Here is a 17,302-nt window from a genome sequence, read left to right on the forward strand (position 1 = left end):
AAATATGATAAAAGCTTTATATACTCGATCAACTTCAAAAATTGGCTACGTCATCCTACAAGTACTACGGTACTCACGTATTAAGTATACGCTCCATTCCTCGTCTTGTGGATTCCTTGCTCTTTTTGAAGTTGATCTTCGTCTATACTACTCTTCATTTATTTGAGGTATACACTTGGAATATAACGTATAATTTAAAAATTTAATATAAAAATCACAAAAAATTATGAATATTACATTTATCGGTAGCGGATATGTGGGATTAGTCTCAGGTATTATTATGGGCTATTTAGGTCATAATGTTACTTGTCTTGATAATGATGAGGTTAAAATATCCAAATTAAATAAGCAAATATTACCGATTTATGAAGCTAAACTTGATGAGTATCTTAAGCAAGTTTTAGAATCTGATAGGTTAAAATTTACAAATATTTATAATAATGAACTTCAAAATGCCGATGCAATATTTATTACGGTCGGCACGCCTTCAAAAGAGTCGGGAGAAGCAGATTTAAAATATGTCTATGATGCTATTGATAAAGTTTCTATGCATATAAATAAAGATTGTTTAATAGTCATAAAATCTACTGTTCCGCCTGATAGTTGCAGTAATATTATAGCTTATTTAAAATCAAAAGGCTTTTCATTTAATGTTGCTTCTAATCCTGAGTTTTTAAGAGAGGGCAGTGCGGTAGAAGATTTTTTATATCCTGATCGTATAGTTATCGGTGTAAATAATAAAGAATCAGAGGAAATATTACGAAAAATTTATGCACCTTTAATAGAACAAGGTGCAAAGTTTGTGGTTACCGATTTAGTGACGAGCGAACTTATTAAATATGCTTCAAATAGTTTTTTAGCTACCAAAATTGCTTTTATTAACGAAATGGCTGATTTATGTGAAAAAATCGGCGGTAATATTAAAGATTTATCTAAAGGTGTAGGACTTGATCAAAGAATCGGTCAAAATTTTTTAAATGTAGGACCGGGTTTTGGTGGTTCGTGTTTTCCAAAAGATATTCTAGCATTAAATAATCTTGTAGAAAATCATCGTATCGATTGTAAGATTCTTAAGGCAGTAATTAAAAGTAATAAGCAGCGTCCAAGTAATATGGTAGATAAGATAGCTACTTTGTTAGACGGAGATTTAAAAGGTAAAAATATAGCAATTTTAGGCTTAACATATAAAGCAGGAATAGATGATGTTAGAGCAAGTCCTGCCATCGAAATTGTAAAGATCTTATTAAATAAAGATGTATATGTTAAAGCATTTGATCCTATCGGTCTTGAAAATGCTAAAAAGAATTTGGAACATAAAAATTTGCTATATTTAGATTCGGCAGTTGAAGCTTGTAAATCAGTAGATATTATAGTTATTGCAACTGAATGGTCAGAATTTAAAGAACTTAATTGGCAAGAAATTTATGATTTAGTAAAATCTCCGATAATCATTGACCTTAGAAATATACTAGATAATGAAGCAGTGAAAAAAATCGGTTTTAGATATTATGCAGTCGGAAGTAAAATTTAGTCTTTGTAATTGTCATCCCGCGACTTGATCGCAGGATCCAGTCTTTTTAAATTTTTTTCTGGACCCCGTGATCAAGACACGGGGTGACACAATGACATGAATACAATAAAAACTTTAACATTAATTTAAAATGCGACCTGAATTTATTCATTTAAGAACTCAAAGCTCTTATTCTTTTCTAGAAAGTGCATTAACGATCGAGAAGGTAGTAGAGCTTGCTTCATCGAATAAAATGTCTGCTATTTGTTTGGCAGATAAGGGAAATTTATTCGGCTCATTAGAGTTTGCATTATATGCAGTAAAAAAAGGACTGCAGCCGATACACGGAGTTATTCTCAACATAAAATATAATATACAGCTAAATTCAGTAAGCTTCAGACAAGATGAATTTAAGAGCAAGCCTGCGGAGCGTACAAAAGTACGTGAGCAAAGGCTTGACTCAAAAAATTCGCTTGTATCAAGCTTGCTGAATGATGCTGGAGATATTTTTGCTCAAATTTTACTTATAGCTAAAGATGAAACCGGCTATAAAAATTTACTCAAACTATCAAGCCTTACTTTTACTAAGAATGATCGTAAGATATGCGATCACATTGATTTTGAAGATTTAATCGAATATCAAGAGGGATTAATAGCGTTATGCTGTTATACCGACGGTATTGTCGGGAAATGCTTGCTAGCTCGCAACGAGGAGCAAGCGATGCTATTTGCACGTAAATTACAGGAAATTTTAGGAGATCGTTTTTATTTTGAGATTATGAGACATGATCTACCTGAAGAACAGTTTATTGAGGATAGTTATATTAGAATTGCTGCCGAGCTTGCTATTCCGCTTGTTGCTACTAATAAAGTTTTGTTTAGTGAAAAAAGCATGCATGATGCACATGATGTATTGTTATGTATATCAGCTGGTGTTACTAAAGAATATCCGGATCGAAAAACAGTTAGCGAAAATTGTTATTTTAGATCACCGCATGAGATGATAGAGCTTTTTTCTGATCTACCTAGTGCCATCCAAAATACCGTGAATTTAAGAGAGCGTTGTTATTTTGCAGCACATGCAAACCCGCCGATGCTGCCTAATTTTGCCACCAAAGATATTAGTGAAACGGATTTAATTAGAAAAGATGCAAAAGAAGGGTTGCTTGCAAGGCTTGCTACAAAGTTTAAATCTGAAAATATTTCGTTAGAGAATCAAGAAGAATTGAAAACCGAATATTTTGCTCGTCTTAATTATGAGCTGGATATTATCTGTAATATGAATTTTGCCGGTTATTTTTTGATTGTATCCGATTTTATTAAATGGAGTAAAAAAGAGGGTATTTTAGTCGGACCAGGTAGAGGTTCGGGAGCAGGTTCGGTTGTTGCTTGGAGCTTGCTTATTACTGATCTCGATCCGATTAAATTTGGCTTATTATTTGAAAGATTTTTAAATCCTGAACGTATTTCAATGCCTGATTTTGATATTGATTTTTGTCAAGAAAGGCGTGAGGAAGTAATTAATTACGTACGCTCTAAATACGGTAATAATAGAGTAGGACAGATTATAACTTTCGGTAAGATGCAGGCAAAGGCTGTAATTAAGGATGTCGCTCGTGTTCTTAGTTTACCTTATAAATTCGCTGATTATCTAACAGAACTTGTACCTTTTAGTGCAGTTAATCCCGTTAGCCTAGAACAGGCAATACGTGAAGTTCCGGAGCTTGCAAATGCCGCTAAAGGTAATGGACTGTATAATTTAGAGGGTGAGGCGGAGTTAATTAAGCTAGTGCTTGATACTTCGTTAATTCTTGAGGGGTTACATAGGCATTCCTCAACTCATGCCGCAGGAATCGTAATAGCAGGTACTGATTTAGTCGATATAGTACCGGTATACAAAGATGCTAATTCCGATATGCTGGTAGTCGGTTATTCTATGAAATATTCTGAAATTGCCGGTTTAATTAAATTTGATTTTTTAGGGCTACAAACCCTAACGGTTATTACCGATTGTAAGAAACTGCTTAAAGAGCAAGGGATAGAAGTGGATTTTAACAATATGACGTTTGATGATAATAAGACTTATCAAATGTTGTGTAAAGGTAAAGGAGTCGGCGTTTTCCAATTTGAAAGTATCGGGATGAAAGATGCACTTAGACGCCTTAAACCTGATTCTATACATGATTTGATAGCTCTTGGTGCGTTATACCGTCCCGGTCCTATGGAAAATATCCCTACCTATATAGCTTGTAAGCATAAATTACAACAGCCTGATTATTTACATGAGCTATTGAAGCCAATCTTAGAAGAAACTTACGGAGTGGTGATATATCAGGAGCAGGTACAAAGAATTGCTCAGGTTCTTGCAGGTTATACGTTAGGAGCTGCCGATTTACTTCGTAGAGCAATGGGTAAGAAGATAAAAAAAGAAATGGAGGAGCAGGAAGAAATTTTTGTTAAAGGAGCAATTGCTAATAATATTTCGGAATCTCAAGCTAAATCCATTTTTGCAACCGTGGCTAAATTTGCCGGATACGGTTTTAATAAGGCACATGCTGCGGCTTACGGTGTTATTTCATACCAAACTGCATATCTTAAAGCTAATTATCCTGCTGAATTTTTAGTAGCATGCTTAAATCTTGAATTAAATAATCATGATAAAATTAATTTATTTCTGCAAGAAGCAAAAGATAACGGCATAAAAATTATTGCACCTAATATTAATATTTCTGAAGGATATTTTAGCGTAAAGTCTTCGGACACTGTCATCCCGCGAGCTGCGACTTGTCATCTCCAAGGTTCTCTATGTCATTCCTGCGAAAGCGGGGATCCAGAAAAGGTAGAAACTGCTCTGAATCATAAAAGTATGAAAATGGATTCCCGCTTTCGCAGGAATGACATAGAAGGTATTGGATATGACAAAGAAGAAAATGCAATAATCTTTGCCTTAGGTGCTATTAAGGGAGTCACGCCGAATTTCGGTAAGTTAGTAACGGATGAGCGAAAAGCAAGAGGAATGTTTAAATCAATTACTGATTTTATTGAAAGATTACCCCCAAAATCTATTAACAGTAAATTATTGGAAAATTTAATTAAATCAGGCTGTTTTGATGAGTTACATGATAATAGATTGCAATTATTTTCAAGTATTTCAAAATTGCTTTCTTATTCAACTTCATATCACGAAGAGCAGGAATCTAATCAATTTAGTTTAATTAAAGTTTCTACTTTAAGTCCAACTATTTTAGTATCAAGTGATTATGCCGATAAAAATACCTTAGCTTTTTACGAATTTGAGGCTATGGGTTTATTTATATCTAATCATCCTCTTATGCAGTATCAAGAAATATTTAGTCGTTTAAATATTTTAAATATTGCGGATTTACATAATAACTTACCTGAAGGTACTAACCGAGTAAATCTTGCCGGTGTAATACAAAAAAAGGATTCTCGTATGTCAGCAAGAGGTAGATTCGTTACACTCGTGCTTTCCGATCCTGAGAATATCTTTGAGCTTAGTATTTTTAGCGAAGAAGTCTTAAAAGATTATGTACATTTACTTGACGTTAAAAGTTTGGTAGTCGTTAATTGTGATATAATCAAAGATGAAGGAGGAATAAAACTAACGGCAAAAAGCTTTTTATCAATTGAGGATGCAATTAATAATAAACAATTCGAACTACAGCTTTACCCACAAAATCATGAAGAATTACTGCAGATAGTAACCTTGCTTGCAACCCGCACTAATAACGGGGATCAGAGTAATGCTAAAGCTACGATCTATTTACAAAGCGAAGATGTAAAGAATTTTGTAGCAAAAATTACATTACCGGAAAAGTTTTTTCTCCAAGGGCAAGATTTTGAGATTTTAAAAGGATATAGTAAATAGCGGGGTTGTTGCTCGGCTTTCTGTGTCATTCCCGCGAGGCATTGTTGTTTGGATACCGAGTCGTCATTGCGAGCAGCCATAGGCTGCGTGGCAATCTCATGAAATAATAACAAACTCCTGAGATTGCTTCGTCAATTACTTCGTAAATTTCCTCGTAATGACGAAAAAACCGAGCCATGCAACAAAGCCAATGCCTCGCAGGAATGACATCGAAACCTTGAGTCAATTTTTTATAGGCAATACCTGAATTGACGGTAAAATGAATCTATAATTGAGTAATATTCTTTGATGTTTTTTTATCGCTAAATACTGCATTATTATTTTTATTATCGCTAAGTTCCATATATTTTGTTAGTCGATGTTTGTCTGCTATTAACTTTGCTTCTTTTTCTAAATTGATATTTTGCTTAAGATTTGGATCTTTAATTAATTCTTTAAAATAATTACTTATGGATTTTAATCCCAATTTTCCCGTTAATTTACTTAAATATTTATAAAATTTATTTTGGATCGTTTGTTTTTTAGGTTCTGAATTTTTATTGAATATATTATCGGTTTTAACTTCTTGTTTTTTATCGTCTACCACTTTCATACTATCAGGTGGATTTTTATTAGCTTCAGTTATTAGTTCATTTACTAAATTTTGTTTTTCTTCTTTAAGTACAGCGTCATTCAAAAAGCTTGATACAAGCGAATTTTTTGAGTGTATTGTATCCAAGTTAGTTAGTAGTTTCTTGTTTTTCTACATTCGGGAGCGGTATATTAATATGCTCGTTTTTTGTTTCAATTATAGGTGAATCTATTAATTTATTCTCTCCAAAAATATCTAGAGCTTGCTGCGTAAACTCATCTACTAATTTTTGAACTTTTATATTTGTTTTCACTATGGTCTTTAACTACTTGAGTGATTTCTTCGGATGCTTTTGCTTCCGGTCATTTTGTATTTTTGTGCCATATCTTTTATGACATCATCCAATTTCTTATGTTCTTCTGATAACTCTAGCGGTTTAGGGTTAGTATTACTTTGTTTCATTTGCCGGAAAATATCTATAGCCGGACGGTTTTCTATTTTTGCTTGTATTTGTGCTTTGATAAGTATATTTACATCTTTATCATTTAAGCATTTTTCTGATAGCTCTTTAATGATTTGTTCTTTGTTAGATTTATATAATCTATAATTTTCTAAAACTTTTTTTGAGGGAGCTATTTCGTGCTCTTCAAAACAAGTTTGAATATGGTTTATGACAGGCTTTGATCCTCGGTAATAGGTAAATCAGTGTCCTTATAGGGAAACACGGTAGATAAAAAATCTACTAGATCAATCTTGACATACTTTAAATTAGATTCTTCAGCAACTTTATTAAATAACTTTTCTTTTGTGCTTGGTTATGCCCTTCATTATAAAAAAAGTATCAAAATAATTAGTAGCTGAATTGGCAATATCTTTTTGAAATTGATTTTGATGAGTTGTATTTGAGATACTTTGTTCTTTTATTAAAGGTATATTTAAGATATTTGCTAAATTTTTTTGTTCGCTTTCTAAGTTTGATATTATTTGAGATACTTGATTTTGTGTAATAAAATCATATATTTCACGAAATTCTGAATCCGGTACATTGTCTCTTAAAGCTTCTCTTATTGACCTGCTGCTACAATTCCCTAAAGTTTGTCCAGTAACTGTTCTTCTTGAATCAACTTTTAGATTAATAAGTTGTTCCGATTTGAATCTGTTGATTTCGTTATATGAGCTTTTATTGCTTCTATTTCATTTATAGATAATATACTATCTTTTACTTTTTTATCTGTTTGATTTTTGAGTTCATATTTAATTGAGCTGAATTTTGCTTTACTTCTTGCTTCTATTGTTTCATTTATTTTAGATAATTGATCTTTTGGTGTTTGATTTAGCTTTGAATTATCTGCTCTTACCCCAGCACCGGCATTATATATAATACGATAATTTTTTCCGTTTTCTTTAGAATATTTTATAACATTTGCATGTAATCCTGTATTAGTGGAGCATTAGAATATTATAAATATGCCTCTCCGGTTTTTTGCAGTTTATCATATATTTTATCCGTAGTTTCTTCTAAAAATTTTTTTAACTGTTCTGCAGGCGGTAATTTATTTGAGTTAGTTAAATTACGTACTGAAAAGGATTGCTTATAAATCTCATCTAAGCCACCTATAAAATGGTCTAATTTTTATCTGTATTTTCTCAGGATTTAAAGCTTTATAAGCTCCAAGTAAGGCTTTATAACCGCTAGTCGTTATAAAATGAGCTGAGCCTAAATTATAATCTTTTGTGGATTTATCATAGGTACGGGCATCGTCAAGCATTTCGCGGTACTGAGTTGCTTTCGCTTCATACTCATATTCCCGTACGTTATAGTAATGGCATTACTTCCTACTTACAATTGGTATAACAGCTTCTATTATAATAATATTATGTAGCAAGGTATGTCCTCAATGGGAGAGGTAATAGGAACAGAAGTTTATTTAACCGAGTTTACTAAGCCTCCAATACAATATCCTATTGTAGCCTTAGCTACGGTTTTCGCTACTGTAGGAACTTTCGCAGCTCTAGGAGTTGCTACTATTGTTACTTCTTATGGCTTTAATTGGCGTTATGCATTTGGTATCGGTGCAATTATTGCTGTTGTAGGAACATTAGCAAGAACCGCATTACGAGAAACTCCTGAATTTGCTAATGCAAAGCTTAAATTACTTAAAACTTTTGAAAAAGCTAATAGAGATATAAAAGTATTAGAAAATAATCCTATTTGGAAAGAAAAAATTAATAAAACACAGCAATAGCTCTATTTATATTGTGCATGGCCTGTATGTTTTTATTTTGCATATATTTATTGTGGCGATATTCTTGTAACCAAATTTAACTGTACTCCTGAACAAGTTATAAAACAAAATTTCAAATTATCTATAATAGAACTTATAAGTATAATAATAGTAGCAGCATTAAGTTATAAGATATATCCTTTAAAAATTCTAAAAGCATTATTAGGTATCTTTACTATTACAATATTACTATGTCCATATTTATTAAATAAAGCTTCTAATCCAAATCAAATATTTATTATTCAATCACTTATCATGGCTTTTGCCCTTAATGTTATGCCGGCTGTACCAAATTGTTTTAGACATTTTCCAATCTTTAAACGCTTTACTTCCGTAACATTTACATATGCTTTATCAGCTGCTTGTATGTATGTTATTAGCTCTTTTGGTTTTCCTCATTTAATAAAAACCTTTGGAAACTGGGGAGTATTAATTATTATGATTCCAACAAGTATTGGATTTGGTATATTTCATTTTAAAAAATTGGAGAAAGAAAGTGGAAATTATCCGACAAAATCTTTTGCCCCTTCTCCAGTGATGTCTGCTTAATTGATAAATATTTTTTGCATTTTATTATTAACCGGCAGCAGGTACAAAAGTATTATCACCACTTAACATGCTAACATCATCGTTTATATTGTGATTATCAATTATTTCGTTAAGCTGGTTTTCTATAGTCATAATTTTAAATTTTGTAGATTTATCAACTATGAGCTTTTGCATACTAGCAGTTATTTTGTCTATATCGGTTATATTATTAAGGACTTTAATGTTGTTTACTATATTCTCTATAGTGTCTTTTATTATAGCTTTATCTTTAACATTTATCGCAATATTAGTAGCTACTTTATCATTTATCCCATCAACCAACTTTTGAAAACCATCTATTTTATGCAATAAGTCACATACATTTTTAAAACCTTTATTTGTAGCTATACTTAAAGCTGTTTCACCATTATTAGTAACCTGATTAATAGCCTCATTAGACATTTTAGGTATAAGCAATTCGCAAACCCTTTCATAACCATTAGCAACAGCCCAAGTCAAAGCCGTATAGCCGTTATTATTAACATGATTAATAGCTGTAATGGACATTCTATTAATAAGTAATTCACAAACTTTTTCTAAGCCACCACGGACGGTTTCTAATATCTCTCTATTATTAATAGCTGTGTTGGACGTATTAATAAGCAGCTCATAAACTACTTCTAAGCCCTTTTCTAAAGCAGAAATTAATATAGTATTACCTTTTATTCATCAAAATTATTTAATTCATCCTGATTTATATGTTTTATTAGGTTTTGCGTGTCTACTTGATTTTTTTCTTTTATATCTATTACTAATTTTTTCCATTTAGTTAAATTATCGTCTACAATATTAATATTTTTTGCAGAAAGTACTTGTTTTTGTTGTTCTTTATATTCCTTTTCTGCATTTGTTTTATTTTTTTCATATAAATTGTCTGCCCTATATGAGTATCCATCAAGTCCTTTCTTGATTTTTATTGCTGCTTTATATTTTTCTATAGCTTCATCATACTTTTCTTGACTGCATAAATTATTACCCTCTGCATTTAAGCTTTCTGCTTTTTTCTCGGCTATAGTTTTATTTCTTTGCAGATATCCGTTAATTGTCTTTAATGTTGTATCGCCTATGTTGTTATAAGAAAGAGAAAGAGTTGTGCCACCCTTTCTTAAACTATCGGCTTCCCATTTCAAACCTCGTTTTTCTAGAAATTCTATTAGTTCTTTCATATCTTTATCCTTATTAAATTCTATAAATCTTAATATTTTGTTAAAAACGAGCTTAAATCATAATAAGGAGCTTTAAGAAAGCAATAGAAATTTAACTAAAAGTATGAATCAACCACTTTCATCTGAAAGATGAAAGTTTGTTTTATAGCGACTAGAAGTCGCATATGAAGCTAAAGCTTATGCGACCCGTTGTGCAAAATCATGTCTGGCTCATGTGTACCAATATGCCTATTAATCATATAATCGTTACATTACCACTATTAGACCTACAGTAACTTCCTTGCACACACAATGTCTACCACACTGTATAATAGCGACTATAGTAAACAGTACGTAATTTCCTGACGTATTGAACTCATGGTGCTTGTGATGCTAACGCATCATGGCGCACATGGCAAGCTAAAGCTTTTCCATCTGGAAGATGGAGGTTTTAACCACCAAAGGGACTATAAATAAATTAGGATTGATTCAGGTAATCTATTAATATATAGAGGATTAGAGGGAAATAATAATGTTGCCGACGTGTCGCTAAACCTTGCAGCTTAACACCGCCTTTAGCGTATATCCATCTTGGCAGTTCATCGACAGCCGCTAAATATTCAACTCGGTTAAGCTTCTGCGGCAAGGTTGATGCTTGAAACTTCCCGCTACCAAAATTAAAGATAAATGAGATTAAGGCGGCTTGTTGGTTTTCGGTTAATGACACACACCCTAGTGGACGATTATCGACACATTTACCAGCTTCGAGTAATTATTATTTACCTTCCTACAGATCCTCGCTTGCTTTCCCGCAATATATTCTTGGGAGTAGTAATAGAATGAGGAAGGGGAGATTTATGTTTGTTAATAGTAGCCCTTATGTGTTCTAGTGTTTGTTTAGTATTTTTATTAGCATGTGTTATAGCCTCCATATAAATACCTAACTTCTTTCTGTTCTTTTTTGAAAGCTTCTTTATTTCCTATGTTAGCCAAAGCTTTAAAACTATGTTTTATAACTTGTCCAATATTTTTAAAAACATGCGAATTATCTTTTTTAACTGTTTCTTTGCACCATGTATCTAGATTCTCTAATTCTTTTTTGATTTCTTGAGAAATTGCTTTTTTGTTTTCAGGATTTTCCTTCCCTTTTTCATAAGTATTAATAATCTTGTCTAATTTTTCTTTAAACTCTTTTTCGTTATTACTCAGTTTTAAATTAAGCATTACATCAGAGTGGTCTGATGATAGTTCTTTGAGGATATTAATAATTATTTCTTCTTTTAATCCATTATTAGCTCCATTAAGCAAATTTTCATATTTATGATCTGGTACTATATTCGTTACATAATCTAAGAATTCTGTTTTGTGGTAATGATTCGGTATTGAGTTTAGCAAATTCTCCATTGTGTCTACATATGGAGCTATACTTGTGATATCATGGTTATTAGATGAATCGGCTATAAGAACACTAAAGTCTTTTAGTATATCTGGGTTCTTTAATGTTAATTTATGTTCTTTAAAAAACTTTTCTAGTTTACTGTTAATTTCATGTTGTCCAAATTTACCTTGAGTTGAAGAATTTGGCATTTTGATAATCCTATATTAGTTAACACAAAAGAAATTAAAGCTTATATTAATAAACTTGAGAAATATTTTTAATTAAATTATTAATATTCCTTTTTATAAGGTGATAAATTTACTATTTAGAAGAAAGAGAAAAGCTGCTTAGTTTAGAGATTTGGTGAAAGACACTTAATATTCCAGTTAAACGGCAAAAAGCTTGATTTTATGCTGTATCCGCCGTTTGATAGCTTTATAAAAGTGTCGGAAATCGAAGAATGGCGCACCCTAAAGGATTCGAACCTCTGACCCACAGATTAGAAATCTGTTGCTCTATCCAGCTGAGCTAAGGGTGCTAAACATTTACAGTAAACTTTATATCAGTTTAAGCAAAGTTTTTCAAGGATTTTTTTTTATTAAAAATAATAAGCAAATGTGATAAAAGATATTCATGGATAAATTCTACAATTACAATTCTTCTTCAAATCAGGCTTTACTTAGTCTTAAAGTAAAACCTAATTCTAACCGGAATCTAATTAGCGATTTTATAACTATTTAATAATATCCCATATCTAAAATTATCTATAAAAGCAGTACCGGAGCAAGGTAAAGCTAATGAAGAAATCATAAATTATTTAGCAAAAGAATGGAAATTATCACGTAGTAATATCGAAATTATTAAAGGTCATACTCATAGCTTAAAAACGATATTGATAAAAAATATTAATGAAGACTATTTAAATTTGATTATTAATTCCTATATTAAATAAATAAAGTTTTGTTACAAGATACCAAAATCGTCATTGCAAGCGACTAAAAGGAGCGTAGCAATCTCAGGACTATAGCACGAGATTGCTTCGTCAAAACTTACAGTTTTTCCTCGCAATGACAAAAAAACTGACCTAGTAACAAAGCTAAAAACAAGAATTTATAAATTGGTTTAGTATGACACAAGAAAAGAAAAAGTTTGATGCCGAGGTTGGCAAGATTTTAAATTTAATGATTCACTCTCTTTATAGTAATAAAGAGATTTTTATGAGGGAGTTAATTTCCAATGCTTCGGATGCTTGCGATAAATTACGTTATTTATCTCAAAGTAATAGTGCATTAGTAGCAGGTGATAGCAATTTTAAAATTACGGTTAAAGTCGATAAAGATAACAGACAAATCATTATCCGTGATAACGGCATAGGCATGAATAAAGAGGATTTAATCGAAAATCTCGGTACTATTGCAAGATCGGGTACGGCAAATTTTCTTAAAAGCCTCTCCGGTGATTCTAAAAAGGATAATATGCTAATCGGTCAATTTGGTGTTGGATTTTATTCAAGCTTTATGGTAGCCGATAAAGTGACTGTAACCTCAAGAAAAGCTGGTGAGGATAAAGTTCATGTTTGGGAATCAGACGGGCTTGGTGAATATATTGTCTCAGATTCAGATAAAGAGTTCACAAGAGGCACGGAAATCGTTTTACATATCAAAAAGGAAGAAGATACATTCCTTGATCATTTTAGATTAAAACACATCATTAAAAGCTATTCCGATCACATAGCAGTACCGATATATTTCTTTGATGAAGCCGGTAATAATGAAATCCAGCTTAATTCAGCTTCTGCATTATGGACAAGACCGAAATCAGAAATTACGGAAGAACAATATAAAGAATTCTACAAAAGCTTATCTTATGCCGTTGATGACCCTTGGATAACGATGCATAATAAAAACGAGGGAGCTATAGAATTTACTAACCTACTTTTCATCCCATCGAGCAAAACATTTGACTTATTTCACCCTGATCGCAAAAGGCGAGTAAAATTATATATAAAAAGAGTATTTATATCTGATGAAAATATAGATTTAATCCCGTCATATTTGAGGTTTTTACGAGGTGTAGTTGATTCAGAAGATTTACCACTAAATATTAGCCGTGAATCACTGCAGCATAATAGCGTGCTTGAGAAAATCAAAAATGCTATTACAAAAAGAGTGCTTGGCGAGCTTAGAAAAAAGAAAGAGGAATCACCTGAAGAATATAATAAGTTTTGGGCTAATTTCGGCGGTGCTTTAAAAGAGGGTTTATGTGAGGCCACTACCGATCATGAAAAATTATTAGAGGTATGTATATTCAGAAGTGCCTTGCATAATAAAATGATCAGCCTTGACGAATATATAGCGAATTTTAAAGAAGGGCAGAATACTATATATTATTTAAGCGGTGATAACCCCGATAAATTACTTTCAAGCCCACAAATCGAAGGGTTGTTAAGTAAAAATATCGATGTATTACTTTTTACTGATACAGTGGATGATTTTTGGGTAAATGTTAATAGCGAATATAAAGGACATGCTATTAAATCTGCTACTAGAAGCGATATCGATGTAGAGCAAACCACTTCACAATCTGAGAAGAAAAATACAGATAGTAAAAAATCTGATGATGAATATAAATTGCTAACCGATTATTTTAAAGAGACACTCGGGGAATTAGTAAAAGAAGTTAAGATCTCTAAAAAACTTACTTCAAGCCCTGCTTGTCTTGCCGTTAGCGACGCTGCTATGGATATTCGTATGGAGAGATTTTTGATTGAACAGAAACAAATAGCTAATGCCTCAGCTAAAAATTTAGAGCTAAACCCTAAAAATAAAATCATAGAGAAAATCTTTAATGACCTAAAAGCAAATAATAAAAATAATGAAGAATTGGTTAATCTAATATTTGATCAAGCCTGTATTTTAGAGGGTGAACCGGTTGCTGATACAGGGGCATTTTCAAAGAGATTAAACGATATTGTACAAAAAGCCATATTATAACTTTAAACTTTTTTAATTTTAATGTAGAATGGTTGCAATCCGTTGTCATCCCGCGACTTGATCGCGGGATCCAGTAGAAATACTAGTATTTTTTATTGTTTTTATGGATCCCGTGGTCGAGCCACGGGATGATACAGTACGTTTTACAATTCACATAAAAAATTTCTAACAATCAATAGTTCTAATGTTTTATTACAATACTATATTTAGCAAACATATAGATAAGATCAAAAGCGAAGGAAGATATCGAGAATTTAAGGCCTTAAAAAGACAAGCCGATAATTTTCCTTTTGCAGAACACGCTAATAAACAAATAGTTATGTGGTGTATTAATGACTATTTGGGTATGAGTAAACATGCAAAAGTAATGCAAGCTTCTATAGATGCCTTGCTAAAATACGGTGTTGGATCAGGCGGAACTCGCAATATCGGCGGTAATAATATCGCCATTCTTGAGCTTGAAAAAGAACTTGCAAATTTACACAAAAAGCAAGCAGCTTTAGTTTTTACATCCGGTTTTGTTGCAAATGATACAACGCTTGCAAGTCTTGCTAAAATCATGCCAGATATAGTATTTTTCTCCGATGAGCTAAATCATGCATCAATAATTGCAGGGATTACAAGTTCAAGAGCCGAGAAATATATATATAGACATTTAGACGTTAAGCATCTAGAAGAGCTTTTACAATCAGTCGATATTAATAGACCGAAAATTATTGTTTTTGAATCGGCTTACTCTATGGACGGTTTCTTCTCACCTATCAAAGATATAATCAACTTAGCCAAAAAATATAATGCTTTAACCTTTATCGATGAAGTTCATACGGTCGGTTTATACGGTAAACAGGGTGGCGGTATTGCCGAACTTCTTAATTGTAGTGATCAAATCAATATTATTCAAGGTACACTTGCCAAAGCATACGGCACTATCGGCGGTTATATCACTAGCAACCATAATTTAGTCGACGCTATAAGACTAACCGCTCCAGGGTTTATTTTCACTACTTCATTGCCGCCGGTAATTTCTACCGCTGCAACGCATAGTATTAGACATCTCAAAGAATCAAATGAAGAACGAATAAAACATCAAGAAGTAGTTACAAAACTTAAAAATTCTTTTGAACGTTTTAATATACCTTATTTGAAAAATGAAAGTCATATAGTGCCGATAATTATTGGTGATCCGATTAAAGCGGCGAAAACCTCAAATATGCTCCTTAATGAATACGGTATTTACGTTCAACATATCAATTTTCCAACCGTACCGAGAGGTACGGAACGCCTCCGAATCATCCCAACCCCTGCCCATACCGATAAAATGATCAATGATTTATCTATAGCCTTAGTGCAGATATTTGCCGAACTTGATATAGAATTATCTTCTGCTAAAGAACTTAACGAAGAAGTACGTTTGAACCTTATTGCTTAATGTCATTGCGAGGAAAATTACGAAGTAATTGATGAAGCAGTCTAGTAAAAAATTCTCTTAACGTCATTCCCACGGAAGCGGGAAGGAAGTAAAAACCTATAAAAAACTTGTTTTTTTAGGTTTATTTTATCAATAATATTTAGCAATATTAAGGTTATTTCTCTGGATTCCCGCTTCTAGCTAGGAATGACATAATATCCACGTAACAATGCTTTCAGTCGTTTAGCTCATGACGATATCCATCTTTGGTTAACAATGCCACAAATCTTATACCAAATTTATTTACTTTCTTTTGCTCCTAAATCATCTAGTTTATTGAAGTATGCCCTAAAAAAAGACTAAGATATAACCATTTAAATTCTTTTTAAAAAATAAAGGTTTACCCCCATAAATACCTTATTTCTATATAATTAATTTGTTTACTTTGAAGAATTTATAATTTATTTTTCCATGAAATATTCAATGTAAAGCTGTAATTATTGAGCTTTTAAAGCTAACTCAGATAAAGAACAAACGAGCAATAACAAAAAAGAAAAAAGTATTTCTACAAAATCGACTACGGCTAGTCGCTTAGCTCATGACAATATCCATCTTTATTTAGCAATGTCTAAAAAATATAAGTAATATGAATTTTAACTTAATATAATTACCAAATATGTCTTTTTTTGACCGCAAAACTGCAATTATTAAACTCCTTAAAACTCATGCTGGCAAAGAGTTTACTGCTTCTAAAATAGCAACTTGGCTAGTTGATACTTATCCTAAAGAAGCAAAGAAAAAAGAGGAAGCAAGCAATGATAAACGATTACTTAATGCTAAAAGCAAAGTAAGAAAGAGAAAAATTATTATCATGATTTATAGAAATGAATTGAATAAGCTATTGAACGCTATACAAAAAATAGAACCGAAAATTAAAATAACCAAGAGAGGACGCTGGTTTAGATATTGTTATGTTAACAATATTAATAACATAGTTAATTATGATAATAAATGCTATGAGACATTTGATCTTAAATCCAAAATTATTAAGTTTCTTAAGACTAATGCCGGAAAAGAATTTACTGCTTCCCAAATAGCCGTATGGATAGTTGAAACATACTCTCAAGAGTCTGCTAGAAAAGTGCAAACAAGTAACGATAAGCTATTAATTAGCGTTAACAAGATGAGTAACACAAAAGAAATAGCTATACTTTTGTATAAAAATGAAATGAAGACGCTATTACCTACAACCATACCAAAAATAGAACCGAACATTACGATAATAAAAAAGGGAAATCGGGCTAAATATTGTTATATTAATAATACCGATAAGACATTTGATAAATCCAAAATTATTAAAGCCCTTAAAAATCATAAGAAAATTATTAAAGCTCTTGAAAATTATAAGAAGCAGGAGCTTACTGCTATGGAAATTGCTCAATTGCTGTTAAGTGCTAACTCTAAATAGTTAGTGATTGCAAAAATATACGACTATAGTAAATCACCTTAAATTAAGTGCAATTTTTTAATTTTTA

Annotated in this window: 14 protein-coding genes, 1 tRNA gene and 2 pseudogenes; 8 read left to right on the forward strand and 9 right to left on the reverse strand. The window is 31.9% G+C overall.

The features are described 5' to 3' along the window. Positions 1-226: 226 nt before the first annotated feature. Positions 227-1,531: a UDP-glucose dehydrogenase family protein gene (locus REIP_RS01975; protein ID WP_045803685.1), complete on the forward strand. Its 1,305-nt coding sequence runs from the start codon at positions 227-229 to the stop codon at positions 1,529-1,531. Positions 1,532-1,661: 130 nt separating this feature from the next. Next, positions 1,662-5,399, forward strand: a complete 3,738-nt coding sequence (dnaE, locus tag REIP_RS01980) for a DNA polymerase III subunit alpha (RefSeq protein ID WP_045803686.1) — start codon at positions 1,662-1,664, stop codon at positions 5,397-5,399. A 265-nt stretch (positions 5,400-5,664) separates the two neighbouring features. Here the strand turns inward: dnaE and REIP_RS13310 are convergent, their stop codons facing one another. The 4 genes and pseudogenes from REIP_RS13310 to REIP_RS12165 all read right to left on the reverse strand — a co-directional run bounded on the left by REIP_RS13310 (position 5,665) and on the right by REIP_RS12165 (position 7,739). Then, a complete protein-coding gene (locus REIP_RS13310) occupies positions 5,665-5,865 on the reverse strand; it encodes a hypothetical protein (protein WP_045804267.1) in 201 nt (66 codons plus the stop codon). Positions 5,866-6,118: 253 nt separating this feature from the next. Then, positions 6,119-6,283 (reverse strand): hypothetical protein, encoded by a 165-nt coding sequence (locus REIP_RS10690; protein ID WP_156147392.1) that lies wholly within the window; start codon positions 6,281-6,283, stop codon positions 6,119-6,121. 1,041 nt (positions 6,284-7,324) lie between these two features. Beyond that, positions 7,325-7,588: pseudogene (locus REIP_RS12160) on the reverse strand (hypothetical protein). After that, a complete protein-coding gene (locus REIP_RS12165; RefSeq protein ID WP_231569169.1) occupies positions 7,572-7,739 on the reverse strand; it encodes a hypothetical protein in 168 nt (55 codons plus the stop codon). The pseudogene REIP_RS12160 and the gene REIP_RS12165 overlap by 17 nt, the downstream one beginning before the upstream one ends. A gap of 129 nt (positions 7,740-7,868) precedes the next feature. On the opposite strand from REIP_RS12165, the gene REIP_RS01990 reads away from it, so the two are divergent. After that, positions 7,869-8,216 (forward strand): MFS transporter, encoded by a 348-nt coding sequence (locus REIP_RS01990; protein WP_045803687.1) that lies wholly within the window; start codon positions 7,869-7,871, stop codon positions 8,214-8,216. Positions 8,217-8,510: 294 nt separating this feature from the next. After that, positions 8,511-8,804, forward strand: a complete 294-nt coding sequence (locus REIP_RS01995) for a hypothetical protein (protein ID WP_045803688.1) — start codon at positions 8,511-8,513, stop codon at positions 8,802-8,804. Between the two features lie 27 nt (positions 8,805-8,831). Here the strand turns inward: REIP_RS01995 and REIP_RS02000 are convergent, their stop codons facing one another. From REIP_RS02000 to REIP_RS02025, 5 genes are all read right to left on the reverse strand, one after another. Continuing rightward, a complete protein-coding gene (locus tag REIP_RS02000) occupies positions 8,832-9,509 on the reverse strand; it encodes an ankyrin repeat domain-containing protein (RefSeq protein WP_331385738.1) in 678 nt (225 codons plus the stop codon). Further along, a complete protein-coding gene (locus REIP_RS02005) occupies positions 9,506-10,009 on the reverse strand; it encodes a hypothetical protein (protein ID WP_045803689.1) in 504 nt (167 codons plus the stop codon). Before REIP_RS02005 ends, REIP_RS02000 begins: the two co-directional genes overlap by 4 nt. A gap of 457 nt (positions 10,010-10,466) precedes the next feature. After that, positions 10,467-10,715, reverse strand: coding sequence for a lysozyme (locus REIP_RS02010; RefSeq protein WP_045803690.1), 249 nt, complete (start codon positions 10,713-10,715; stop codon positions 10,467-10,469). A 182-nt stretch (positions 10,716-10,897) separates the two neighbouring features. After that, entirely contained in the window at positions 10,898-11,575 is a 678-nt protein-coding gene (locus tag REIP_RS12170; protein WP_231569170.1) for a hypothetical protein, read from the reverse strand. Between the two features lie 252 nt (positions 11,576-11,827). Beyond that, positions 11,828-11,904 (reverse strand) — tRNA-Arg (locus tag REIP_RS02025). 95 nt (positions 11,905-11,999) lie between these two features. Here REIP_RS02025 and REIP_RS09045 point away from each other — a divergent pair. From REIP_RS09045 to REIP_RS02040, 4 genes and pseudogenes are all read left to right on the forward strand, one after another. Further along, positions 12,000-12,318 (forward strand): annotated as a pseudogene (locus tag REIP_RS09045) (DUF167 domain-containing protein). Between the two features lie 175 nt (positions 12,319-12,493). Then, the gene (gene htpG / locus REIP_RS02030) at positions 12,494-14,359 is read left to right on the forward strand and encodes a molecular chaperone HtpG (RefSeq protein WP_045803691.1); all 1,866 of its coding nucleotides are present in this window, start codon (positions 12,494-12,496) and stop codon (positions 14,357-14,359) included. A gap of 184 nt (positions 14,360-14,543) precedes the next feature. Continuing rightward, on the forward strand, positions 14,544-15,788 hold the full coding sequence (gene hemA / locus REIP_RS02035; protein WP_045803692.1) for a 5-aminolevulinate synthase: 1,245 nt from the start codon (positions 14,544-14,546) through the stop codon (positions 15,786-15,788). 655 nt (positions 15,789-16,443) lie between these two features. Further along, the gene (locus REIP_RS02040) at positions 16,444-17,235 is read left to right on the forward strand and encodes a hypothetical protein (RefSeq protein ID WP_045803693.1); all 792 of its coding nucleotides are present in this window, start codon (positions 16,444-16,446) and stop codon (positions 17,233-17,235) included. Positions 17,236-17,302: the final 67 nt, after the last annotated feature.

It is taken from the genome of Rickettsia endosymbiont of Ixodes pacificus, assembly GCF_000965155.1.
Taxonomy (GTDB): domain Bacteria; phylum Pseudomonadota; class Alphaproteobacteria; order Rickettsiales; family Rickettsiaceae; genus Rickettsia; species Rickettsia tamurae.